This is a genomic window from Pseudomonas sp. FBCC-B545, from assembly GCF_059134095.1.
Genome location: NZ_CP101441.1, coordinates 2,962,014 through 2,985,372 on the forward strand (window position 1 = coordinate 2,962,014; position 23,359 = coordinate 2,985,372).

Genomic DNA, 23,359 nt, shown 5'->3' on the forward strand with positions numbered 1-23,359 from the left:
CGCGATCAAGCCCGCGCCTACCACAAATCAGGCGACGTTCTGTTCAGCCGACCAGTTGGCATACCACTGGCGGAACAGCGCGTACTGTTGCTCGGCATACCGACGCTGGGCCTGGCTGAGTACATCGGTTTCGTTGAAGTGCAGGGCGTACCCCTGGTCACCGTTGAGCACCATCAGGTGCTTGTAATACAGCACCAGGTCGCAGCCTTCGTCGAACGACGACAGCACCGCCAGCGCGGCTTCCAGCTCGCGCGCCTGGCGACGGGCCTTGGCATCGCCCTTGGCGGCTTTTTTGCTCAGGGCCACCAGCTGCAGGACTTCCCGTGGCAGCGCGTTGCCGATGCCGGTGATCGCGCCGGTGGCGTTGCAGTTGACGAAACCGTGCACCACCTGGGTGTCGACACCGACCATCAGGGTCACGTCATCGTCCTGGGAGGTGATGTTTTCTGCGGCGTAGCGCAGGTCGGCAGCGCCGCCGAACTCCTTGAAACCGATCAGGTTCGGGTGCTCACGGCGCAGTTCGAAGAACAGGTCGGCACGGGTGGCGAAGCCGTAGTAGGGGCTGTTGTAGATCACGGCCGGCAGGTTGGGCGCAGCGTTGAGGATCGCCGCAAAGTGGGCCTTTTGCGCGGTGATCGAAGCCCCACGGGACAGCACGCGGGGAATCACCATCAAGCCATGGGCGCCGACCTTGGCGGCATGGGCCGCGTGGGCTACCGCCTCGCGGCTGTTCACCGCGCCGGTACCGACGATGGTCGGCACGCCGGCCGCGACCAGGCGCGCCACGCCTTCCTGGCGCTGTGCCTCGGTGAGCAGCGGCCAGTCGCCCATGGAACCGCAATACACCACTGCGCTCATGCCGATATCGATCAGCTCGCGCCCTTTGGCGACCAGCGCGTCGAAGTCCGGCTGGCGCTCGGCGGTGCAGGGGGTCATCAGGGCGGGCATGCAGCCGGTGAAGATGTTGTCGCTCATGGTGCTAACTCCATTCAGGTCAATAAATAAAAGGCTCAGATACCCCAGGCAAACGGGTCCTGCTCGTCGATCAGTAAGGTGCTGTCGGCAGTCATGTACGCACGGCCGGTGATGAAGGGACGCACGCGTTCGCCGTCCCATTCATAGTGGCCCTGGAACTGGCTGCCGGTGATGCTGGCTTGTACCCAGGTGTCTCCTGCGGCAAGTTTGCCGTCGGCGGCCAGGCAGGCGAGCTTGGCGCTGGTGCCGGTACCGCAGGGGGAACGGTCGTAGGCTTTGCCGGGGCACATGACGAAGTTGCGGCTGTCGGCGTGGTCGTCGTCGGCAAACAGTTCGATATGGTCGATCAGCGCGCCATCGGCGCCCTGAATGCCCTGGGCTTCGAGGGCCTTGAGCATCGCCCAGGTGTAGTCGGTCAAGGCCTCCACGTTGTCCATCTGCAACGCCTGGCCGTGGTCCGAGACCAGGAAGAACCAGTTGCCGCCCCAGGCAATGTCGCCCAGCACCGTGCCATGTCCAGGCACCTGCACCGCTACCTGCTGGCGGTAGCGGTAAGCCGGCACGTTGCGCAGGGTCACGTTGCCGTCCTCGTGCAGGGTGGCGGCCACCGGGCCCACCGGCGTGTCGATGGTGTGCACACCCGGGGCGATCAGCCCGAGGTAATGCAGTGAGGCCACCAGGCCGAGTGTGCCGTGGCCGCACATGCCGAGGTAGCCGGCGTTGTTGAAGAAAATCACCCCGCAGGTCGCGCCCGGCGTAACGGGCGCGCAGTAGAGCGCGCCGACCAGTACGTCATTGCCCCGTGGCTCCAGCAGGCAGGCGCGGCGCCACTGGTCGTGGTGGGTGCGCAGGTGTTCCAGTTGCTCGGCGATGGAGGCGCCGAGCAACTCAGGGAACCCGCTCATTACCAGGCGCGTAGGTTCGCCGCCGGTGTGCGAGTCGATCACGTGCAGCCGTTTCATAGAACGCTCCATCAGTGGGTAGTCGGGGACAGTGGGGCGCGGTAAGGCGCGTCGTTGACGGCTTCGCTTTCATCGTCTTCGTGTTCCAGGCGCACCAGGTGGGCCGGCACGCCGGTGGCGGCGCCCCAGTAGTAGATGCCCAGGGCGCAGGCCGCCACGACCAGAGTGTCAAACGGGTGGCTGATCACACCGATGCCGCCAAAACTGCCGAGCTTGGAGAGCAGGATAGTCACGGCGTAGAAGCCGATCAGCCAGGCCGACGAGCGCACTTGTTGCTTGAGATTCAGGTGCGCGGTCGGCACCCAGCGTGCGCACAGCAGGTACACCACAAACATCAGGATTTGCAGGCCCAGCAGCCAGGACACCGTGCTCCAGCCCGACCAGTACACGATCAGCGCGGCGATGATGAATGACAGCGGGCCCAGCACCGCCATGCCCTTGACCCGGAACGGGCGCGTCATGTCCGGCGCATTGCGGCGCAGGGCAGCGACGGTCACCGGCGCCACCGCGTAACTGAGGATCAGCGCCGCGGACACTACGTTGATCAGTGCTTCCCAAGACGGGAACGGCAGGGTCCAGAACACCGACAGGCCAAAGGTCAGCCACAGCGCCGGGCGCGGGATGCCGGACTTTTCATCGATGTGCGTGAAGATCTTGAAGAAGGTCCCGGTCTGCGCCCAGCCATACACCACGCGCGGGGTGGCGTTCATGTAGATATTGCCGCAGCCGCTGGGGGAGATCACTGCATCGGCCACCACCAGGTAGGCCAGCCAGCCCACGCCCAGGGCCAGGGCGATATCGCGATAGGGCAGGGCCAGTTCCTTGCTGATCCCGGCCCAGCCATTGGCGAGCATCTCCGTGGGTACGCCGCCAAGGAATGCGGTTTGCAGCAGCACATAGATGGCGGTCGACAGCAGCACCGAGAGAATCAATGCGATGGGAATGGTGCGCTGCGGGTTCTTGACTTCGCTGGCTACCGAAATGATCGGCGTCAGCCCCAGGTAGGCAAAGATCACCCCGCCTGCCGACACCGCCATCTCGATGCCTGAGAGGCCGAATGGGGCAAAGCCGTGCATCTGGAAATTCGCCGGCTTGAAGAAAGTGAACAGCACACCGATCACCAGCAACGGCACGATGAACTTGAACACGCTCACCAGGTTATTGGCGATGGCGAACGTCTTGACGCTGCGGTAGTTGAGGACAAAGAACAGGCACAGCAGCGCGAACTGCACCAGCCAGCCAAGGGTGGTCGGGTCACTGGAACCGGCCTTGGTCAGCTCGGGAAACCACGCCGCGGCATATTGGCGCGAAGCAACCACTTCAATCGCCACCAGGCTGGAAAACGCGATCAGCGTGATAAAGCCCATCAGGTAGCCCAGCAGCGGGCCATGGGAGTACACCGGGTAACGCACCACGCCACCGGCGCGGGGCAGGGCGGCGCCGAGTTCGCAGTAGACGATGCCCAACAGCAGTACGGCGAAACCACCCAGCAACCAGGAAAAAATCCCTGCCGGACCGGCGATGGCCGACACATGGCTGGCGGCGAACAGCCAACCCGAACCGAAGATGGCACCCAACCCGATAAAGGTGAGGTCCATCAGTGACAGCTGTTTCTTGAACTTGCCTTGGCCTGACATAGCGGCGCCTTCTTGTGAGTTATTGGATAGGCATGCAGTGGCGTTATCGTGAACCCATCGACATGGCGGCGATTGATGTTTTGCGTGGGCATGGATGACGAATTCAGCACAGTTTGTCGCGCTCGACAGCGCCTGGCGCATGGCGCAATCTGCGCGTTGTAAAAGTATGAAAAGGGCAGTGATAGTCATGTTGCACAGCGCGTTTGCGAGGCTTTTCCAAGGCAGTCGACCCCACAGCATCGAACAGCTATTGAGCGGTGTAGAGCAGTTGCTGCCGATGCTCGACGTATTGCCCAACGCCGCGATTTTTATCAAGGACATCGACGCCCGCTACGTGCTCGCCAACCGCACCCTGGTGCAGCGCTGCGGCCTGCGGCAGTTGCAACCGCTGCTGGGCAAGACCAGCGCCGAGGTATTTCCTGCCCAACTGGGGCCGGGCTATACCGAACAAGACCGGCGTGTACTCGAGCAAGGGCTGGTGCTTGAAGACCAGCTTGAGCTGCACCTCTACGGGACCCGCGAGCCCGGCTGGTGCCTCACGCATAAATGGCCGCTATACAACCATCTCGGCGCGATCATCGGCCTGGCCGGGATCTCGGTCGACCTGCAATCGGCCAGCGAAACCCACCCGGCCTATCAACGCCTGGCGGCAGTGGACGAACACATCCGCAACCACTTCAACCGCCGTGTGACCCTTGGTGAGTTGACCCGTATCGCCGGCATATCCGTGGCGCAGTTGGAACGCTACTGCAAGCGCGTCTTCCACCTCACGCCGCGGCAAATGATCCAGAAAGTGCGCCTGGAACATGCCCGGCGGCTGTTGCATACCGACCTGCCGATTACCGAGGTGGCGCTGCAATGCGGTTACACCGACCACAGCGCGTTTACCCGGCAGTTCAAGGCATTGACCGGGTTCACCCCCAGGCAGTATCGACAAGCAACACCAGGAGGGCGGACACACGAAAGTCCAATGTGGGAGGGGGCTTGCTCCCGATAGCGGTGTGTCAGTCACACAAGAATCGACTGAAGCACCGCTATCGGGAGCAAGCCCCCTCCCACATTTTTGGATGGCTGCCTGCCTTGGCTCCATTTCAATGCAACGAATGGCGCGCCCGCCCCTCCTATGCTTACGAGTAACCTTTTGACCACCACAGGTATCGAGCTTATGACTGCGGCGAACAACGACCATGTGAACTGGCTGGTGCAGCAATCCATGCTGCATGCGGCGCGACAGCGGGCCAAACTGTATTCCGGACAGGGTCGTTTGTGGCAGCAGCCGTACGCACATACACGTCCGCGTGACGCTTCAGCCTTGTCATCGGTGTGGTTCACCGCATACCCGGCGTCGATCGTCACCCGCGAAGACGGCACGGTGCTTGAGGCGTTGGGGGATGAAAGCCTGTGGCATGCGCTGTCAAAAATTGGTATCCAGGGCATTCATAACGGCCCGCTGAAGAAGTCCGGTGGCCTGTCTGGCACCGAGCACACGCCGACCATCGACGGAAATTTCGACCGTATCAGCTTCGATATCGACCCACAGCTGGGCACCGAGGCGCAGTTGCAGGCATTGACGCGCATGGCCGCCGCGCACAATGCGGTGATTATCGACGACGTGATCCCATCCCACACCGGCAAGGGCGCCGATTTTCGCCTGGCGGAGATGGCCTACGAGGACTACCCCGGGCTTTACCACATGGTGGAAATCCGCGAGGAAGACTGGCCGTTGCTGCCTGACGTGGCCGAGGGCCGTGATGCGCAGAACCTCAGCCCGGCGCAGGTGGACGCGCTGCGTGACAAACACTACATCGTCGGCCAGTTGCAACGAGTGATTTTCTTCGAGCCCGGGGTGAAGGAAACCGACTGGAGCGCCACACCTGTGGTGCTCGGCGTGGATGGCAAGCCGAGGCGCTGGGTGTACCTGCATTACTTCAAGGAAGGCCAACCGTCGCTGAACTGGCTGGACCCGTCGTTCGCCGCGCAGCAGATGATCATCGGCGATGCGCTGCACGCCATTGATGTGATGGGCGCCAAGATCCTGCGCCTGGACGCCAACGGTTTTCTCGGCGTGGAGCGCAAGCTCGACGGCACGGCCTGGTCGGAAAGCCATCCGCTGTCGATCACCGGCAACCAATTGCTCGGCGGGGCGATCCGCAAGGCTGGCGGGTTCAGCTTCCAGGAACTCAACCTGACCGTGGACGACATCGCTTCCATGTCCCACGGCGGCGCCGACCTGTCCTATGACTTCATCACCCGGCCGGCCTACCAGCATGCGTTGTTGATGGGCGACACCGAATTCTTGCGCCTGATGCTGCGCCAGATGCACAACCTTGGCATTGATCCGGGGTCACTGATCCACGCCTTGCAGAACCATGACGAACTGACCCTGGAGCTGGTGCATTTCTGGACGCTGCACGCCCATGACACGTTCATGTTCCAGGGCCAGACCTTTCCCGGCAACATCCTGCGCGAGCACATCCGCGAGCAGATGTACGAACGCCTGACCGGCGAGCATGCGCCGTATAACCTCAAGTTCGTCACCAATGGCGTGTCCTGCACCACTGCGAGCATCATCACCGCCGCCCTGGGGATTCGCGACCTCGAAGCGATCACCCCGGCCGATATCCAGCAGATCCGCCAGATCCATCTGCTGCTGGTGATGTACAACGCCATGCAGCCCGGCGTGTTTGCATTATCCGGCTGGGACCTGGTGGGCGCGCTGCCGCTGGCGGCCGAAGAGGTTGCGCACTTGATGGCCGATGGCGATACCCGCTGGATCCATCGCGGCGCCTATGACCTGGTCGATCTCAACCCCGATGCCGAGCTGTCGGCCGGGCAGATGCCACGCTCGAAAAGTCTGTATGGCAGCCTGAACAGCCAGTTGGAAGACCCGGAGTCATTTGCCTCGCAACTGCAAAAAATCCTCGCCGTGCGCCGCGCCTACGACATTGCCGCCAGTCGCCAGATACTGGTGCCCGACGTGGAAAACCCCGCGTTGTTGATCATGGTCCACGAGTTGCCGGCCGGTAAGGGCACGCAGATCACTGCGCTGAACTTCGGTGCGACGCCGATCACCGAAACCTTGCACTTGCCCGATATCGCGGCGGGGATGGTAGTGGACATCATCAATGAACGGGTGGAAGGCGACCTGAGCGCCGAGGGTGATTTCACTATCACGCTGGATGCCTATGAAGGCTTGGCGTTGCGGGTAGTGAGCAGCTCGCCGATATAACACGGGGCGGGTGTTGACAAGCCGGGTTGAAAAGAATTCAACGCCTTTGAGCCCGGCTTGTTTGCAATCAGAACAGCATCAGACGATCAATGATGCTTATTCTTGTGCTTATGCTTGTTGCCTTTGTGCTTCGCACCGCCTGAACGATGATTGCTCTCGTCATCGGCCAGGTTATTACCCAGCGCACCACCTGCGGCGCCACCTACACCCGCGCCGATGGTAGAACCGGTGCTGCCACCCAAGCGGTTGCCGATCAGCGAGCCGCCGGCAGAGCCGACCCCGCCGCCAATCGCCGCTTCGGTTTTATTGCCCTTTTGCGCGCCAACCGCGCCACCCGCTGCGCCGCCCACGCCTGCACCGATGGCCGCGCCGGTCGATCCGCCGAGCTGTTGACCTACCACATTGCCCAACGCGCCGCCGACACCGCCGCCCAGCGCGGCAGTGCCATCTCCGGCGGCCAGGGCCCCCTGGGAAATCAGGATGCCCAATGCCAGGGCAGGGAATGTCATTTTCATTTTTTTTTACCTCAAGGGCTGTCTCAGGCGCTCACGGTTTAAAGCACGCCCGGCATTCAGATTAGAGCACATGCGGTATCACTGCGGTTTTTGCGATAGTCATTGACGCAAGAAAAAAATTTCTTGTGGCCCTCTTGAATTCCGTTTCCGCGTCCATAAATTTTTCATCACGCGATGCCGAATTCGGGTCGCGTACTAAATCACTTGGAGAAACTCAGGAGATTTTAAAATGGCTACTACCCTTTCGTTGGCCCCACTGTTCCGTCAATCGGTGGGCTTTGATCGCTTCAATGACCTGTTCGAGTCAGCGCTGCGTAGCGAGGCTCCGAATTCCTATCCGCCTCATAACGTGGAAAAGCACGGTGACGACGCCTACCGCATTGTCATCGCCGTCGCTGGCCTGACCGAGGAGGACCTGGATATCCAGGTCGAAAGGGGCGTCTTGACGGTTTCCGGCGGAAAACGCGAAACCGACGATAAGGTCGCTTACCTGCACCAGGGCATTGCCCAACGTGCGTTCCGGTTGTCGTTCCGCTTGGCGGACCACATCGAAGTGCGTGGCGCAGCCCTGACCAACGGGTTGCTGAGCATTGACCTGCTGCGCGAGGTGCCTGAAGAGGCCAAGCCAAAACGCATCACGATTGGCGGCGAGGCCAAGCCTGAACTGCGTCAGGTAAGTGTGCAGTAAAGCAAACGGCGGTAAAAGGCGCTCTACGGAGCGCCTTTTTTATGCGCGTCAGACCTCGGTCTTGGTTGCGAACAACTTCCTGGCCTCGGCAAAACACTTCTCGGCAATGGCCGAGCGTGGTTCGGTCTTGCGCATCACCATGCCCAGGGGCGCGAGGACGCTGGCGTCCGGCAGGTTGATGAACGCCAGGTTCTCGATCGGGCTTTCCAGGCCGCTGTCCAGGGGCATGATCGCGCAGCAGAAGCCTTCGTGGATGGCCTGGAACAGTTGGTACGTCGAATCGCTTTCAAGGATGGGCTGCGGATCGAGGCCGCGGCTGCGGAAGCTCAGGTCGATGGACTTGCGGTAGTGCATGCCATTACTGATCATCCCCAGGGGCAATTCGGCAGCGTCTTCCCAGCTCATTTCCGTGCCGTCGAAATGGAAATGACGGGTGTCATACAGCAGGCCGACGCGGGTCTCGCCCAGTTCGAAAAAATCCAGGTAGTTGGCGTTCACATGGTCCAGGTAGCACACGCCCAGGTCGAGCTGGTTGGTGCCCAAGGCTTCGATGATTTTGTCCGAGCTCATGGAGGTCAGGCTGAACTTGAGCTCCGGAAAGGTGTGGGACAAGCCCTGGATGTAGCTGATCGGGTTGAATGCGCTAAGCGGCACTAGGCCCAGTCGCAGGTTACCGACCAGTTGGCCACGGCACGCGGCGGCCTCGGCAAACAGGCCGTCATGGGCGGCGAGCAGGGTCCTGGCCCAGGCCAGCACGCGCTCACCGGCCTGGGTGAAGCCTTCGAAGCGTTGGCCGCGGGTAACCAGTTCCAGGCCCAGCTCATCTTCCAGGTTGCGCAGGCGCATCGACAGGGTCGGCTGGGTGATATGGCAGCGTGCGGCAGCCTGGCCGAAGTGCCGGGTCTGCTCCAGCGCGATCAGGAATTTAAGTTGCTTTATGTCCATAAGGCACCTGCCTGGGAATAAATGAGAAGCCGTTCAAGGCGCGAGGTGCTGGAAACCCGCGTAACCCGGCGAATGAATGAACAGACGATCTCATTGTAACGGCAGGCACGTCCAAGTATTGACGCAGTGATTGATTCGCTCGATAACCTGTTCAGCCGTAACGGAGTTCAAGTGCAGTAACGACGTCTCTACCTCGCTGGAGATCCAAATGTGGGTGGGGCTTGCCCTAATGCCAGTCAGTTAAGCGTACATCGCCCTCTGTAGGAGCGAGCTTGCTCGCGAGATACGTCAACGATAACGCGTGCTTCCTGAATGAACGCGGTGCCTGTGGGTTTTCGCGAGCGGGCTCGCTCCTACAAAAGCCTTAACTGGCTGGCATTAGGGCTACCCCCGATGGCGGTGAGTCAGTCAAAGGTGCATTTGCTGACACAGCCTCGTCAAGGGCACGTCCCTCCCACTTTTAATCCGTGCCCAACCGCTAAATCAAAAGTGTCCAGCGCTCCTGCGTCAGGCGCCCACACAAGGAAAATCGCACCAGCTAGCCGCCGGTCATGCTCATGAAACGCACCACCTGCACGTCGTCATTTAGCTCGAAGTTGTGTCGATAAGGTTTGATCTTCATCGAGTCAAGGATGGCGTTTTCCAACCGTTGCGGTTCACCCGGGTAACGGCGCAGCACCTCCTTGAGGTCGACCGAATGCTCGTTGCCCAGGCACAGCAGCAAGCGGCCTTCCACGGTCAATCGCACGCGGTTGCAGGTGCCGCAGAAGTTGTGGCTGTGGGGGGAAATAAAGCCCAGGCGGATATGCGGCGCTTCGGCCAGGCGCCAGTAGCGTGACGGGCCCTGGGTCGATTCGGCGGAGTCGATCAGGGTGTAGCGTTCGGCGATGCGCTCGCGCACTTGCGCACTGGAGTAGAACGCCTCGGCACGGCTGTGTTCGCTGATCTCGCCCAGGGGCATTTCCTCGATAAAGCTGATATCCACGCCGCGTTCGATGGCGAACGCCACCAGGTCGTTGATCTCGTGATCATTGCGGCCTTTCATCACCACGCAATTGAGTTTGGTGTGTTGAAAACCCGCAGCATTCGCGGCGTCGATACCGGCGATGACTTTGGCCAGGTCGCCGGTGCGCGTCAGTTCGCGAAAGCGTTTTGGGTCCAGGCTGTCGAGGCTGATATTCAGGCGCTTGAGGCCGGCGTCGAACAAGGGGATGGCGAGCTTGCCCAACTGCGAGCCGTTAGTGGTCATGCACAGCTCGCGCAGACCGGGGAGGGCGGCGATGCGCTGGCACAGATCAACCACCCCTGGGCGAATCAGGGGCTCGCCGCCGGTCAGGCGGATTTTGCGCGTGCCCAGGGCGACGAAGCTTTCAGCCAACTGATAAAGCTCCTCCAACGTGAGGATGCGTTGGCGCGGCAGGAATTGCATGTCTTCGGCCATGCAATACACACAACGGAAATCGCAGCGGTCGGTCACCGACATTCTGAGGTAGTCGACCCGGCGAGAATATCGATCCATCAGGATTTTATCGCTCATTAAAACCTCCGGCGGCGACCCAGTGAGTGGTCATGGCAGTGTTTTGGAGGCCTTGATAGGTATAAAAGCCTTGTTTGGCTGCAGGCTAAAGTTGTTTTTGAGGGGCGTCTAATCACTATCGCCAACCGGCTGATCGATGAAATCTATGGCGGTTTAATCTAGGTGGGTCGAGTTTTTAATCCGCTGAAAAATAATGACGAAGCGGCTCATCTGTACAGCTGTTCGTTGGAGGGCAGGTTGCATGCATTCAGTTTTGCCAATGTTCGGGATCGCAGCGTTGCAGTCGCATTTTGTTACTAACCAATGGCCTAAAAATACCGGGCTGTAGTGGCAAACCGGGACAAAACCCCGGTTTGCCACTCAATTTTCATAAAAATGTAACAACCCTGCTGCACAGTTCGGGAGCCCGTCACCACAACGAGTTCCTTTTAATGAAAAGCTTGATGAAGTCTGCAGCACTGGCCGTTACGGTTTCTCTTTGTGCCTCCTCCGTGACCTTCGCCGCCGAGAGCGTGCGCCTCACCGGTTCCGGCGCCAGCTTCCCTGCACCGATCTACCTCACCTGGTTCAAGGATTTCAGCAAGAAGACCGCTGGCGTCACCGTGGATTATCAATCCAAGGGCAGCGGCGCCGGTGTGCAGGACTTCCTGAACAAAACCGTCGATTTCGCCGCTAGTGACTCGGCCATGAAAGACGAAGACATCGCCAAGGTTGCTGAAGGCGTGCAGTTGCTGCCGATGACTGCGGGTGAAATCGTGCTGGCGTATAACCTGCCGGGCAATCCCAAGGGCCTCAAGCTGCCACGCGACGTTTACTCGAATATCTTTTTGGGCAAGATCACCAAGTGGAATGACCCACAGATCGTGGCCGCCAACCCGGACCTGAAGCTGACCGATACGCCGATCACCGTGGTGGTACGTGCGGACTCCAGCGGCACCACGGCGGTCTTCACCAAGCACCTGGCGACCATCAATCCTGAGTTCAAGCAGGCGCTGGGGGAGGGCAACACCGTTAACTGGCCGGCCAGCGACAAGTTCATCAAATCGCCCAAGAACGACGGCGTGACCGCCACCGTACGCCAGACGCCGGGCGCTATCGGCTACATCGAATACGGCTTCGCCAAGCTGGCCAAGGTTGACTTTGCCCAGTTGCAAAACAAGGCCGGCCAGTATGTGGTGCCGAACGCCGAAAGCGGTGCCGAGGCCCTGGCCGCGGTGAAGATGCCGGAAAGCCTGGTGGCCTGGTTGCCGGATCCGGACGGTGCCAAGTCCTACCCGATCACTTCCTACACCTGGATGATCTTCCGCAAGGACAACGGTAACCCGGCCAAGGCCAAGGCCATGCGCGAAATGGTCGAATACAGCCTGACCGAAGGGCAGAAAATCGCCGATTCGATGGGTTATATCCCGCTGCCGCAATCGGTGGTCGATCAGGTGCGCAAAGCCTCCGCCAACATCCAGTAACACCCGTGCGGCCGCTCCCGGTGTGTGCTGCCAGCCATGCCGGGAGCGTTTCCCCCTTTGTTCCGGAATTGACCAATGATCAAACCTTTCGTCGTACCGGTTAACCCGGCCTCTGCCTGCCAACCACCCTCGGCAAAGGATTTCCTGGTTGACCGCACCTTCCGTGCGCTTGCGAAAATCGGTGTGGTGCTGATTCTGGCATTGGTCGTCGCCTTGGTTTTCGAGGTGGGACGCAAGGCCCTTCCAGGCATGGAGAAGCACGGGTTCGACGTGCTGTTTGGCAGTGTCTGGGACGTTAACCAAGGCAAGTACGGCATTCTTCCGGCCATTTGGGGCACGCTCTACAGCGCCCTGATTGCGCTGCTGATTGCAGGCGCCTTCGGCGTCAGCATGGCGATTTTCCTGACCCAGGATTTCCTGCCGGCGAAGCTGGCCGCGGTATTTCGTACCATCGTCGAATTGCTCGCGGCCATCCCCAGCGTGGTGTATGGCCTGTGGGGCATCTACGTGGTGATTCCGGCGATCCGGCCCCTGACCACCTGGTTGAACAGCGAGCTGGGTTGGATACCATTTTTCGGCACCTCGTTGAGCGGGCCTGGACTGCTGCCGGCGGCGCTGGTATTGGCGATCATGATCCTACCGACGATTGCCGCCGTGTCCCAGGACGCGCTGACCAGCGTGCCGATGAAAACCAAACAGGCCGCCTATGGCATGGGCACCACCCACTGGGAAGCGATTCTCAAGGTGATGGTGCCATCCGCCGCCACCGGTATCTTCGGTTCCCTGGTACTCGGCCTGGGCCGCGCACTGGGTGAAACCATGGCGCTGGCGATGTTGGTGGGCAACGCCAACAACATTTCACTTTCGCTGTTCGCGCCGGCCAATACCCTGGCCGCCTTGTTGGCACTGAACTTCCCCGAAGCCGGGCCCAACGAGATCGAGGTGTTGATGTACGCCGCCCTCGTGCTGATGTTCATCACACTGTTGGTGAACGTTATCGGCTCCATGATCATGCTCTACGCCCAGCGGGGTACTAAACAATGACTAACCTCACGTCCCCTATAACCGCGGTGCCGAGCCTGCAACGCAAATTCGAAGGGCGTGCACTGCGTAGCCTGGTGTTGACTACGCTGGTGTGGTTTGGCGCGCTGCTCGCCAGTGTGCCGCTGATTTCCGTGCTCTACATGCTGATCACCCGTGGCGGCGCACGCTTGAGCCTGGAGGTGTTCACCGAACTGCCGCCCACCGGCTTCGAGACCGGCGGCGGTTTCGGCAACGCGATGGCCGGTACCTTTGTGATGGTCGGCATCGCTGCCGCCATCGCGGTGCCGGTCGGCATCCTGGCCGCGATCTTCCTGGCTGAATTGGGGCCGGACAGCAAACTGGCGAACACCGCACGCTTTGCCGCCAAGATGCTCACGGGCCTGCCGTCGATCCTGGCCGGGGTGTTTGCCTATGCGCTGGTGGTGATGACTACCGGCACCTATTCGGCACCCGCAGGTGGTGTGGCATTGGCGGTATTGATGCTGCCGATCGTTGTGCTGACCGCTGAAGAGTCGATGCGCATGGTGCCCAAGGTCATGAAGGACGCCGCCTACGGCATGGGCTGCACCCGTTCCCAGGTGATCTGGAAAATCATCTTGCCCACCGGCCTGCCGGCGATCCTCACCGGCGTGATGCTCGCCGTGGCCCGTGCTGCGGGCGAAACCGCGCCGCTGTTGTTTACCGCGCTGTTCAGCAACTACTGGATCTTCCACGACGGCGACCTGTCGGTGATGAACCCGACCGCCTCCCTTGCGGTGCTGATCTACAACTTCTCCGGCATGCCCTTCGACAACCAACTCGAGCTCGCCTGGGCGGCCTCGTTGGTGTTGGTGATGATCGTGCTGGTCGTCAATATCGTCAGCCGTATCTTCGGCAAGCCCAAGTATTAAGAACGGGAGCATCTGAATTTGAACGTATCAACTGCGCAAGTAGCCGCTCCGTTTGTCACCCAGTCGCCTGTGGTCATGGACTGCAAGCTGGACAGGATCTTCTACGGCAACTTCATGGCGGTGCGTGACAGCCATGTGCCGATTGAAAAAAACAAGATCACCGGCTTCATCGGCCCGTCGGGCTGCGGCAAAAGTACCGTGCTGCGCAGCCTCAACCGCATGAACGATTTGGTGAAGGGCTTTCGTTTCGAAGGCCATGTGCATTTCCTCGGCCAAGACGTGTATGGCAAGGGCGTCGATCCGGTGGTGGTACGCCGCTACATCGGCATGGTGTTCCAGCAGCCCAACCCGTTTTCCATGAGCATCTTCGACAACGTTGCGTTCGGCCTGCGTCTGAACCGCTACAAGGGCGACCTGGGCGATCGCGTCAAGCACGCCTTGCAGGGTGCGGCGCTGTGGGACGAGGTCAAGGACAAGCTCAAGGTCAGCGGCCTGTCGCTTTCCGGCGGTCAGCAGCAACGTTTGTGTATTGCCCGTGCGATCGCCACCGAGCCGGAAGTGCTGCTGCTCGATGAGCCTTGCTCGGCACTCGACCCGATTGCGACCCGCCGGGTCGAAGAGCTGATGGTGGAGTTGAAGAAGGACTACACCATCGCCCTGGTGACCCATAACATGCAGCAGGCCATCCGCGTGGCGGACACCACGGCGTTTTTCTCGGTGGATATTTCCCAGGGCACGCGCACTGGCTACCTGGTGGAGATGGGCCCGACCACCCAGGTGTTCGGCAACCCACGGGAAAAAATGACCGAGGATTACATCAGCGGTAAGTTCAGCTGAGCCATCCATGTTCGATAAAGGCGGTACCTGTGCCAACGTCTTCCCTGGAATATCAATGCCTGTAACCCATCGTCTTGATTTGTCAGCGATTGAACGCGCCCTGCGTAAAGTGCAGGGCCGCTTTGCCGAGCTCAGCACGCAATTTACCGAGCCGCGTGACCCCTTGACCGACGAAGTGCTGCTCAATGTACTTGAGGGTTACGCGCTGATTGACGACTATGTGGCCCGGGGTGTCGACCTGTTTGATCTTCATCATCTGGACTTGATGCTGGAGATCAATGCCACGGTCCTGTGCGGTCGAGACCCGGCGCGTCGGGTGGAATACTCCCAGCACCTGGCCGCGACCGAGGAGCACTTCTTCAACAACGTTGAAGGCGGCATCAAGGACTTGTTCAATTGGTATTGCGCGTATCGCAGTGAGTCCGTCTGGAAGCGTGCGGCGGGTGTCTATGTACGTATCCTCAGCAAGCCGCAGTTGTTTATCGAAGGTAACAACCGCAGCGGCTCGCTGATCGTCAGCTACCTGCTGATGCGCGCCGGTTTGCCTCCGTTCGTGCTGACACTGGAAAATGCCGAGGGCTACTTCAACCCGTCCTCGGTGATCCGCAACTCGGCCAAGCATGGCGTCAAGGCGTTGTATGAATTGCCCAAGATCAAGAAAAAATACGCGGCTTTCCTGGAGGAACAGGCTCCTGATCCAAAGGCGTTTTTCTTGAGCGACACACCGCAGCCCATCCATGGGGAAGGCCAATGATGCGTTGGTATCCAACACTCGCGGGCAAATGCCGAACCTCCGCCCGCCGAGTCGTACAAGCCCTGTCCACGCGCGCGTTCACGCGCCCGCGCATACGCATCTCGTTTGATATAGACGACACCCTGGCCTGCCAGCTCCATCACTCCGCCGTGGAGAGCAGCTGGCTACCAGCCTGCGCCCATCGCTGGTGGGGCGAGCCGCTGCGTATCGGCACCCGTTCCCTGACCCGCGAGCTGCGGCGCCAGGGTTGCAGCATCTGGGTCTATACCTCGTCGGGTCGGGCACCTTCCTATATCAGGCGTTGGTTGATGCTGTACGGCATCCGCGTTGACGGGGTGGTGAACAGCACCCTGCATAACGACGCCCTCAGTGCGCACGGGCTGGCCAATACTCCGTCGAAGTTCCCGCCGGCTTTCGATATTGATTTGCACGTGGATGACTCCGAGGGCGTGCGCATTGAAGGTCACGATCATGGCTTTCGTGTGGTCGTGGTTGACCCGCAGGATGAGCAGTGGGCGCAGAGAGTGCTCGATGCGGTGGCGGGGGTTCAGGCGCAATTGGTCAGGCAGCAAATGCCTCGATATCACCAGCCGGCACGTCAAGGCGCTGAGGTTTTTTCTTCCTGAGGTCAAACGGGTGTCACGCAAAAAACGCTTGAATGCCCGTGGCCGATGATGAGTGTGCAGATGAAAAAGTCATACTTTTCAGCGTTATTCGCCGAGTGTTAGAGATCAAACAAACTTGCACGCTTAATTGACGCCATCAAAATGACATCCTATGATCGCCCTTCATTGGTGGCTTAAGGCCACATAGAGGGATCTAGAGAATGTGGCGTTTACTGCGTCGGACCGGGTTCAGCCTGCTGTCCGCTTTTTTTGTCTGGGAATCGTTGGCCTGAATTGCTCAAGCAGATGCTTGCGAAGATGCAGTCCAGAGTCGGTTTCCTCGAAGAAGAAAATGCGCTGTTGCGTCAGCGCCTGGTCGGACGCAAGTCCGAACAGGCGGTTGATCCGGCAACGCCGCAGTTGGCCCTATTCAATGAGGCGGAAAGCGTCGTCGAGCCCATTGATGAAGCGGCAGAAGAAGAGGCTGTTGCGCCGACCCAGCGGCGTGGCAAACGCAAAGTGCTGCCGGCCGATCTCCCCCGCATCGAAGTCATCCACGAACTGCCCGAACATGAACTGACCTGTGCCTGCGACTGCCGCAAACACGCTCAGTTGATTGAAAAAAAGTATGGACAGCCCAAGCGTGCTGGCGATGCTGCTGACCACCAAATACGTGGACGGTTTACCGCTTCACCGTTTTGAAAAAGTGCTGGGCCACCATGGCATCGATATCCCCCGCCGGATCTGGGCCCGCTGGGTTATCCAGTGCGGTGAACACTTGCAACCACTGCTGAATTTAATGCGCGACCAGTTATTGGAAAGCCGCGTCATCCACTGCGATGAAACCCGCATGCAGGTGTTGAAACAGCAGGATCGGGAGCCCAGCAGCCAGTCCTGGATATGGGTGCAAACCGGCGGCCGACCCGATAAACCAGTGTTCCTTTTCGACTACTCTACCAGCCGGGCTCAGGAGGTGCCGACGCGCCTGCTTGATGGCTATCGCGGCTACGTGATGACCGATGATTACGTCGGTTGCAACGCGCTGGGCGCGCAGGAGAGCGGTACGTCGAGGAAGGCTATGCCATCGACAACAACCCTGCCGAAAGAGCCATCAAGCCCTTCGTGATCGGAAGAAAGAACTGGTTGTTCAGTGACACGTCCAAAGGCGCGACGGCTAGTGCCCAACTTTACAGCTTGGTCGAGACCGCCAAAACCAACGGCCAAGACCCCTATTCGTGGCTGCGCCACGCACTTGAGCGCCTGCCTACGGCTTCTTCGGTTGAGGATTACGAAGCTTTACTGCCCTGGAACTGCTCGCCGGGTATCGCGTAGTTAAACGCGCTATCCATCTTGCTGGCTGGCAGGATTTACGGTGAGCTTTAAAGAATACGAGCGGAGCAACGATCATGGAATACGACGATAAACTGATTGAAGAAGCCGTGCTTGCCCTGTTGGCAACCAAGGGTACGTACTTTCAGCCGCGGCGCTCGCGGCAATTTCACGTAGAGTTTCAGTTTTAACGTGCTCCAGTCATGCTTATTATATTTAAAGCTTCTGAATAATGCGTACATATAACAAAATACACCAAGAAACTGTCATATTTAACAGTAGCTATCAAATAAAACCACAGTTATAAATCTACACACGCATGCGCGCAACATGCTTTTCTCTGATACTTCTAAAACAGGTGGCGTGATGAGCACACAACAAAAAATCGATGATATCGTAAAAAATCACGATATCGTTCTATTCATGAAGGGTACAGCACAGTTTCCTCAATGTGGTTTTAGCGCAGCAGCCATTAAAATATTAAATGACTGCGCTGTCGGTGTGATAAAAACAGTTAACGTTCTTGAAGATGCCGAGCTGCGACAGGGGATAAAGGAGTATTCTGGTTGGCCTTCTATTCCGCAGCTTTATGTTAAGGGAGAGTTCGTTGGCGGGAGCGACATCATGATAGATATGTATGGAACCGGAGAGTTACAACAAATGCTAGGCGCTTAAACAAAGTATTGTCGCCAGCGCTAAGATTTTCTTAATAAGGCAAACTGAAAAAAGGCAGGGCATGGCTAAGCCAGTGCTTGCTAGAGCAGCAGAAACTGGCTTAACGCCTAATACCTAATTGCTTCGCCCCGTTTATATCGAAAAAAAGAAAATGCACGAAAAAGTGGGGAGGATTTAAATGGCACTTGCCTAGCGGCTAACTCGCTGAAGTGCCTACAAAAAATGACTGAAAAAGGTGTCAGATTTATATGAATGTGTTTTGATGAATAAATTCGTGCTCTTTTTGCAGGCTGATATGGCCTCATTTGTGTTGGCGTCATCAGCCTGTCTTGTGGTGGGCGATAGCCTCGTATCTATTGCAGTGCAGCATGTCACACAAATTAGTCGGTCACTTCTTACATACCAAGCAGAGTGGAACTGCAATAGTGCTGCGACCTGATTTATCAATGAGCTGATTACAAATGCCTATCTCTCTGTCGGATCGTTTTCGTGGCTGTCTGCTGGGCCTGGCCTGCGGTGACGCCGTAGGAACCACGGTTGAGTTTATGCCGCGTGGTTCATTTGAGGCTGTTACTGGCATGATCGGCGCAGGCCCTTTTAATCTGCAGCCTGGTCAATGGACTGACGACACCTCCATGGCGCTCTGTCTGGCTGAGAGCCTGCTGCACAAAGGTGGTTTTGACGCTGGCGATCAGATGGCCCGTTACTTGAAATGGTGGACGTCGGGGTACTTGAGCTCTACGGGGGACTGTTTTGATATTGGCCTGACGGTGCGTCAGGCACTGGCCGACTTTCAACGCAGCGGCGATCCTTATGCCGGTTCCACGGATCGCTACTCAGCGGGCAACGGTTCAATCATGCGGCTCGCCCCTGTCGTGCTCTTCTACTTCCCTGATAGCAGTCGAATCCAGACCTTTTCAGCCGATAGCTCTCGTACGACACACGCCGCTCTAGAAGCGGTTGAGTGTTGTCTGGTACTTTCGAGGGTGCTTACCAGCGCGCTACGTGGTGATGCCAAAGCGCAGGTGTTGCAGGTGGAATGCTCCGGCTTGACCGAGCCAAAAGTGATAGCCATTGCCCAAGGGCACTATCGAGAAAAGGCCTGCGTTGACATTGTCGGCTCAGGTTATGCAGTCGCTTCGCTGGAAGCGGCACTGTGGTGCTTGCACCAGACGGATAGCTTTGCCGAGGCCGTGCTGATGGCTGCGAACCTGGGAGACGATGCGGACACTACCGCAGCAATCGTTGGGCAGGTGGCCGGCGCCTATTATGGTGTGCAAGGTATTCCCGAGGATTGGCTGGGCAAGGTGTGGATGCGTGAGCATATCCAGAGTACGGCCGATGCCTTAATGCAGATGGGTGACGATCACTAACGCGCCCCGCAAAAGCGCAGGGCGAGTTTGATGCTATTGGCCGAGTTTCTTACGCACATCTGTAACCATCGGGCCAACGGCTTTTACCGCATCCTTGAGCTGTTGCTCAGTCACGCCAAACTCCTTCGTCCAATACTTCAACTCCCAAGTTTCTGAAGTGTTCACTCGAGCACGGTCTTGAGGGCCACGGTTTTTCAGATCGTCAGACATAGTCCACTCCTGCGGGTTGGCCTGGAGATGTTCAGGCGTCTTTCGGTAGAGCATTTGAAAGCGCGGGTAGTTCGGTTGAGATTTAAGGAGGGAGCTGGATATGACAAAACGCGGAGGAGAGGATTGCGGAGCGGAAAAGATAAGGGCCCGCCTAGGTTTCCCCGGCAAGCCCTTGATATCTATGGTGCCCGAACCCGGAATCGAACCGGGACGCCCTTACGAGCGGGGGATTTTAAGTCCACAAGGTATTCTTTTAAATACAACAAGTTAGCCTATATTCTGCACCGCTTTTGGCAAATTTTACCTCCCTTGCAGGCCTTTGTTTTCAAGGGGGTTAAAATTATTGCGGTGCATAATTTACCTCGTCGGCGTGACCTTCTTGCCGATCCTCTTACGGATGTAGTTCTCTGTCATGACGACAGTTGTGTGCCCAAGTTGGTCGCGAGCCTGTAGGATGTCACCGCTGGATTCTGCTTTGTCGGTACCGGCTTTGGCGCGTAGATCGCGCATCTGAAAGTCTCCTTTCTGAACACCGGCCGCCTCACGGGCCGCGTCAAACCTCCCTCGCAACATGCTGCTGGTCATAGGCTGTCCGTTATCCATAACGATGAGCCTGCTTGTCCGGATTTTATGCCCGTCCTTCCTGGCCATGATTCGATCAATCACCACCTTCAGCTCCCCGGTTATCTCAATCCTCCTTTTTGCATTCGTCTTACCTTGCTTCACGGACAGCCTATTGTCGCGGATATCTCGCTCATCCATTTTCAGGGTGTCAGCGATGCGCTGCCCGGTCAGGTAGAACAAATCGAGCGCGTCCCGTAGCGGTTGTTCAGCGTGCTGATAAACCAGGGCGAACATCTCGTCCTCGATGTACTGATCACGCCCGGACTCCTTGTGCCCCTTAACGCCGGCGCACGGGTTGGCCAGGGCCGTATAACCGCTGCTTCGGGCAAAGTTCCAGATGGCGCTGAGTAGAGCTTTCTCACGATTGGCGCGCACCGGAGCTGTCTTGCCGCGCTGCCGCAGGTATTGGACGACGTGTTGAGGCTCGATCGCCTCCAGCGGCGCGGGCGGATCATCGAAGAATTTCAGCAGCTGCTTCAGCTCCCGAGTGTTGTCCTTTTGAGTGGCCAAGCTCTTGGTAGGCACCACCTCGTGCATGTAGATGTTTGCCACGTAGGCAAAGGTCAGCACGTCTTGGGCCAGGGCCGAGGACGCGCGGCTCTTCTCAAGCTTTGCGTACTCCACGATAGCTATTCCATAGTCGCTGCCCAGGGCAAGTTCCTTCCTTGGCGATCCCCCGAGGTCGTAGTAGTAATAGATAGTTCCGCTACGTTGCTTCCGCTTCCTTAAGCGCGTAACGCTGTCAGGCTGTGTTGGTTTCCTTCCCATTTAACTCACCAGCCGCGGCTGCCATTTTGGTTTTGTCGTAGTTTCGATGATCGCCTCTCCGGTTAGCGCATTGGCTATGACGCAAGGCCAGCCGCTGCGCTTGATGGTGTGGCGAATCCCGTTTCGCCTGAGCACTTGCACCTGCCCGGCTTTTGTCCTTGCGCCGGTGAGCGTGCAAACCTCCTCATGTGACAGAAAGTGAATTTCCATAATTACCTCCCGCCCACCGTGGGCCGCGCTGTCTTGATGATGTGGATGGCAATGGCGAAGCTGATCAGCAGCCAAGCGCAGGTGCCGACGAAGGCGTAGATCAGTGCACCGTTGGTGCCGGTGGCAACAAGGTTAGGCCCGGCCCAGAAGAACCAGCCAAGGGTTCCTACCAGGTACAGCAAAGCGCCCAGCAGTATCAGGGTGAGTTTCATAGCGAACATGGGGTGTGTCCTAGCCGCGCGGGGCGGCGTATAGGGGATTGGAGTGATAGCTTTCTGCCTATCTTTCAAACAGAACCGAAGCGGTGTACAAAAGGGTTCAACTAAGTTCGTGATGAGGCATGGACGTGTCACACAACTTCGATGCTCCGATAGCGCACGCTTACCGGGGCCACGTGATGTTTCTCAAGTTCGATTGGCGCCGCCCGAACGACGAGAGCCCTGTTGCAGCAAAGATCATTGAGCCAGCACCCATCAATGGCCTGGGTGAGCTTGCTGCAGAGTTGGAAGGCCCTTGGCCTGACTATCCGGCAGCGCTTGATGAGGCGATGGCGGCAGCTGAACGATGGATCGACAGTCAGTTGCCGTGAATCCGCCCACCGACAGGCATGTAGGGGTTACATCAACGCCACCAAGCACGCTGCTGCGATTTGCCGCCGCAGATCCTGGCGTTGTTGAAGGCTGATCAAATCCCGCCTGTATAGGCGGTTGGACCATCTGTCGCATTCACGGAGGAAACGATTCCTGGATTTGCGGTTGGTCACTGGTGCAATTGTGATAATTGCTTGTGCGAACGCTCTCATGTGGCTCTCCTTGTTTGGTGAGCCTTGATGGTCGGCGCGTTGAAGTGTCGGTTTCCCGACTATTTACAGTGGAAATTACTCACGGCCTCGGCCCTCGGTAGATGAAGACGTAGGCGAACCAGAGGGTGGCGATCATGGCGTCACCTCGACCAGTTTCCATTTGGTGTTGTTGCTCTGGCTGTGGTCCGACTCAACGAGGCCATCGCGCTTCATCAGCTCCAGCTCCCGTCGGATCTGCTTGGTGGTGAACGGCTCAATGTGAAACCGAAACCACCAGGTGCAGAACCAACCGCCAGCGCCTTGTACGCCGCTCATGTAGGTGATGATTCGTTGGCGGAGGCTCATGGCGTCACCCGCTTGAAGTCGACCACCCAGACCCACGGGTTGGAGTTCCACGACTCGGCGCCGTTGATCCCCACCCACAGTTCTCGCCAGGCGTCGAAAGGGTCAGTCCAGTTGCCTGGGCCTGGCTCGGACTTGAAAGGGTGGAAAGCATAATCGCCGTCGCCCTGATGGATTCGGTTAATGCCCTCGGCGATGTAGCGGCTTTCGTAGGCCGTCTCACCTTCGTCGTCCTGCAACCGCTCGACGCGCACGTCGGTAATCTCCAGCAGGATGCGGCTGACCCAGCGAGGCATATGAATTGAAGGCCGAATTTTCCCTGGCTTGATCATCGCGCAACCGGTTTGCCGGAAGTCCCAATCTGCCGGGTACCGGATAGGTTCGCCATTGCTCAGCTCTCGCGGAGCGATAAAATCCACCTGAGCGTCAGCTTGCCAAGCTTCCCGCACCCACAGCCGGTCGCCGCGTCGGCCATATGGGCAAGGTGCGTACTCTTCCAGCTCCTTGGCGCACTCTGCTTCGGTAGATCCGAATACGCAGAAGCCATAGCGTGGGTCTCGCTGGCCTATAGCGCTCCAGCGCTGACGATCGCCAATCGGTATGGCGGTGTCCTCGGTAGGGATTTGGAAACCTTTCACTGCCCGGCGCGTGACCGTCTTCCGGCCTTCCAGAATGGCGCGCACCATCGGCGCCGAGAATAGAATGGGGCGTTCCTTTATTTCAGACATGGCTTCACCATCAGGCGCCTAGAGCGGGCTGTGTTTAAAAAGGATTAGTGGCAAGATAATGGCCCGACGATTTGTCGGATTGCCTAGGATTTCCATGAAAAAAGTAGTTCTGATGCTCTCGTTAGCTGCACTGGCAGCCTGCAGTTCAAATAAATCGGTTGTTACATCCACAGATCCAAATTGGCTGCGTATAGGCGACGAACCCGAAGGCTATCCC

Annotated in this window: 24 protein-coding genes and 1 pseudogene; 13 read left to right on the plus strand and 12 right to left on the minus strand. The window is 58.5% G+C overall.

What is annotated here, in order from left to right; translation table 11 throughout:
- Positions 1–27 precede the first annotated feature (27 nt).
- From NMB39_RS13670 to NMB39_RS13680, 3 genes are read right to left on the minus strand one after another with little or no spacing between them, the layout of a single operon-like run.
- Positions 28–975, minus strand: coding sequence for a dihydrodipicolinate synthase family protein (locus NMB39_RS13670; RefSeq protein ID WP_494339062.1), 948 nt, complete (start codon positions 973–975; stop codon positions 28–30).
- A 35-nt stretch (positions 976–1,010) separates the two neighbouring features.
- A complete protein-coding gene (locus NMB39_RS13675) occupies positions 1,011–1,937 on the minus strand; it encodes a 4-hydroxyproline epimerase (protein WP_057023965.1) in 927 nt (308 codons plus the stop codon).
- 11 nt (positions 1,938–1,948) lie between these two features.
- Positions 1,949–3,574, minus strand: coding sequence for an APC family permease (locus NMB39_RS13680; RefSeq protein ID WP_306958002.1), 1,626 nt, complete (start codon positions 3,572–3,574; stop codon positions 1,949–1,951).
- A gap of 187 nt (positions 3,575–3,761) precedes the next feature.
- Here NMB39_RS13680 and NMB39_RS13685 point away from each other — a divergent pair, with 187 nt between their 5' ends.
- Together NMB39_RS13685 and treS are read left to right on the plus strand one after the other, a co-directional pair.
- The gene (locus NMB39_RS13685; RefSeq protein WP_057023963.1) at positions 3,762–4,571 is read left to right on the plus strand and encodes an AraC family transcriptional regulator; all 810 of its coding nucleotides are present in this window, start codon (positions 3,762–3,764) and stop codon (positions 4,569–4,571) included.
- 168 nt (positions 4,572–4,739) lie between these two features.
- Positions 4,740–6,803 (plus strand): maltose alpha-D-glucosyltransferase, encoded by a 2,064-nt coding sequence (treS, locus tag NMB39_RS13690; RefSeq protein ID WP_494339061.1) that lies wholly within the window; start codon positions 4,740–4,742, stop codon positions 6,801–6,803.
- An 86-nt stretch (positions 6,804–6,889) separates the two neighbouring features.
- On the opposite strand, the gene NMB39_RS13695 is transcribed toward treS, so the two are convergent.
- Complete coding sequence (locus tag NMB39_RS13695; protein WP_057023961.1) at positions 6,890–7,318, minus strand: glycine zipper domain-containing protein; 429 nt, start codon at positions 7,316–7,318, stop codon at positions 6,890–6,892.
- Between the two features lie 229 nt (positions 7,319–7,547).
- Here NMB39_RS13695 and NMB39_RS13700 point away from each other — a divergent pair, with 229 nt between their 5' ends.
- Positions 7,548–8,006 (plus strand): Hsp20 family protein, encoded by a 459-nt coding sequence (locus NMB39_RS13700; RefSeq protein ID WP_046068267.1) that lies wholly within the window; start codon positions 7,548–7,550, stop codon positions 8,004–8,006.
- Between the two features lie 48 nt (positions 8,007–8,054).
- Here the strand turns inward: NMB39_RS13700 and NMB39_RS13705 are convergent, their stop codons facing one another.
- Positions 8,055–8,951: a LysR family transcriptional regulator gene (locus NMB39_RS13705; RefSeq protein WP_494339060.1), complete on the minus strand. Its 897-nt coding sequence runs from the start codon at positions 8,949–8,951 to the stop codon at positions 8,055–8,057.
- Between the two features lie 538 nt (positions 8,952–9,489).
- A complete protein-coding gene (gene moaA, locus NMB39_RS13710) occupies positions 9,490–10,488 on the minus strand; it encodes a GTP 3',8-cyclase MoaA (RefSeq protein WP_306958000.1) in 999 nt (332 codons plus the stop codon).
- A gap of 431 nt (positions 10,489–10,919) precedes the next feature.
- On the opposite strand from moaA, the gene pstS reads away from it, so the two are divergent.
- From pstS to NMB39_RS13755, 9 genes and pseudogenes are all read left to right on the plus strand, one after another.
- Positions 10,920–11,951 (plus strand): phosphate ABC transporter substrate-binding protein PstS, encoded by a 1,032-nt coding sequence (gene pstS, locus NMB39_RS13715; protein WP_494339059.1) that lies wholly within the window; start codon positions 10,920–10,922, stop codon positions 11,949–11,951.
- A gap of 75 nt (positions 11,952–12,026) precedes the next feature.
- Positions 12,027–12,995 (plus strand): phosphate ABC transporter permease subunit PstC, encoded by a 969-nt coding sequence (gene pstC, locus NMB39_RS13720; protein WP_057023957.1) that lies wholly within the window; start codon positions 12,027–12,029, stop codon positions 12,993–12,995.
- Positions 12,992–13,885: a phosphate ABC transporter permease PstA gene (gene pstA, locus NMB39_RS13725; protein ID WP_057023956.1), complete on the plus strand. Its 894-nt coding sequence runs from the start codon at positions 12,992–12,994 to the stop codon at positions 13,883–13,885. The genes pstC and pstA overlap by 4 nt, the downstream gene beginning before the upstream one ends.
- Positions 13,886–13,960: 75 nt before the next feature.
- Positions 13,961–14,722, plus strand: a complete 762-nt coding sequence (pstB, locus tag NMB39_RS13730) for a phosphate ABC transporter ATP-binding protein PstB (protein ID WP_043047778.1) — start codon at positions 13,961–13,963, stop codon at positions 14,720–14,722.
- A gap of 55 nt (positions 14,723–14,777) precedes the next feature.
- Positions 14,778–15,476 carry a hypothetical protein gene (locus tag NMB39_RS13735; RefSeq protein ID WP_057023955.1) on the plus strand — a complete coding sequence of 233 codons (699 nt, stop codon included), beginning with the start codon at positions 14,778–14,780 and terminating at the stop codon, positions 15,474–15,476.
- A complete protein-coding gene (locus NMB39_RS13740) occupies positions 15,476–16,102 on the plus strand; it encodes a hypothetical protein (RefSeq protein WP_057024100.1) in 627 nt (208 codons plus the stop codon). The genes NMB39_RS13735 and NMB39_RS13740 overlap by 1 nt, the downstream gene beginning before the upstream one ends.
- 285 nt (positions 16,103–16,387) lie before the next feature.
- Positions 16,388–17,413: pseudogene (locus NMB39_RS13745) on the plus strand (IS66 family transposase).
- 363 nt (positions 17,414–17,776) lie between these two features.
- On the plus strand, positions 17,777–18,085 hold the full coding sequence (gene grxD / locus NMB39_RS13750) for a Grx4 family monothiol glutaredoxin (protein WP_057023954.1): 309 nt from the start codon (positions 17,777–17,779) through the stop codon (positions 18,083–18,085).
- A gap of 461 nt (positions 18,086–18,546) precedes the next feature.
- Positions 18,547–19,458, plus strand: coding sequence for an ADP-ribosylglycohydrolase family protein (locus NMB39_RS13755; protein WP_494339058.1), 912 nt, complete (start codon positions 18,547–18,549; stop codon positions 19,456–19,458).
- Between the two features lie 33 nt (positions 19,459–19,491).
- On the opposite strand, the gene NMB39_RS13760 is transcribed toward NMB39_RS13755, so the two are convergent.
- The 4 genes from NMB39_RS13760 to NMB39_RS13775 form a co-directional block, all read right to left on the minus strand.
- Entirely contained in the window at positions 19,492–19,668 is a 177-nt protein-coding gene (locus NMB39_RS13760; RefSeq protein ID WP_494339057.1) for a DUF3606 domain-containing protein, read from the minus strand.
- Positions 19,669–20,025: 357 nt separating this feature from the next.
- Complete coding sequence (locus NMB39_RS13765; protein ID WP_494339056.1) at positions 20,026–21,060, minus strand: site-specific integrase; 1,035 nt, start codon at positions 21,058–21,060, stop codon at positions 20,026–20,028.
- Positions 21,061–21,270, minus strand: coding sequence for a DUF4224 domain-containing protein (locus tag NMB39_RS13770; protein ID WP_056847731.1), 210 nt, complete (start codon positions 21,268–21,270; stop codon positions 21,061–21,063). It lies immediately after the preceding gene.
- A 2-nt stretch (positions 21,271–21,272) separates the two neighbouring features.
- On the minus strand, positions 21,273–21,491 hold the full coding sequence (locus NMB39_RS13775; RefSeq protein ID WP_494339055.1) for a hypothetical protein: 219 nt from the start codon (positions 21,489–21,491) through the stop codon (positions 21,273–21,275).
- A 176-nt stretch (positions 21,492–21,667) separates the two neighbouring features.
- Between NMB39_RS13775 and NMB39_RS13780 the strand changes: the two genes are divergently transcribed.
- Entirely contained in the window at positions 21,668–21,859 is a 192-nt protein-coding gene (locus NMB39_RS13780) for a hypothetical protein (RefSeq protein WP_494339054.1), read from the plus strand.
- A gap of 345 nt (positions 21,860–22,204) precedes the next feature.
- Here NMB39_RS13780 and NMB39_RS13785 read toward each other — a convergent pair whose 3' ends face one another.
- Together NMB39_RS13785 and NMB39_RS13790 are read right to left on the minus strand one after the other, a co-directional pair.
- On the minus strand, positions 22,205–22,417 hold the full coding sequence (locus NMB39_RS13785; protein WP_078468267.1) for a hypothetical protein: 213 nt from the start codon (positions 22,415–22,417) through the stop codon (positions 22,205–22,207).
- Positions 22,414–23,142, minus strand: coding sequence for a hypothetical protein (locus tag NMB39_RS13790; protein ID WP_494339053.1), 729 nt, complete (start codon positions 23,140–23,142; stop codon positions 22,414–22,416). The genes NMB39_RS13785 and NMB39_RS13790 overlap by 4 nt, the downstream gene beginning before the upstream one ends.
- Positions 23,143–23,359 lie beyond the last annotated feature (217 nt).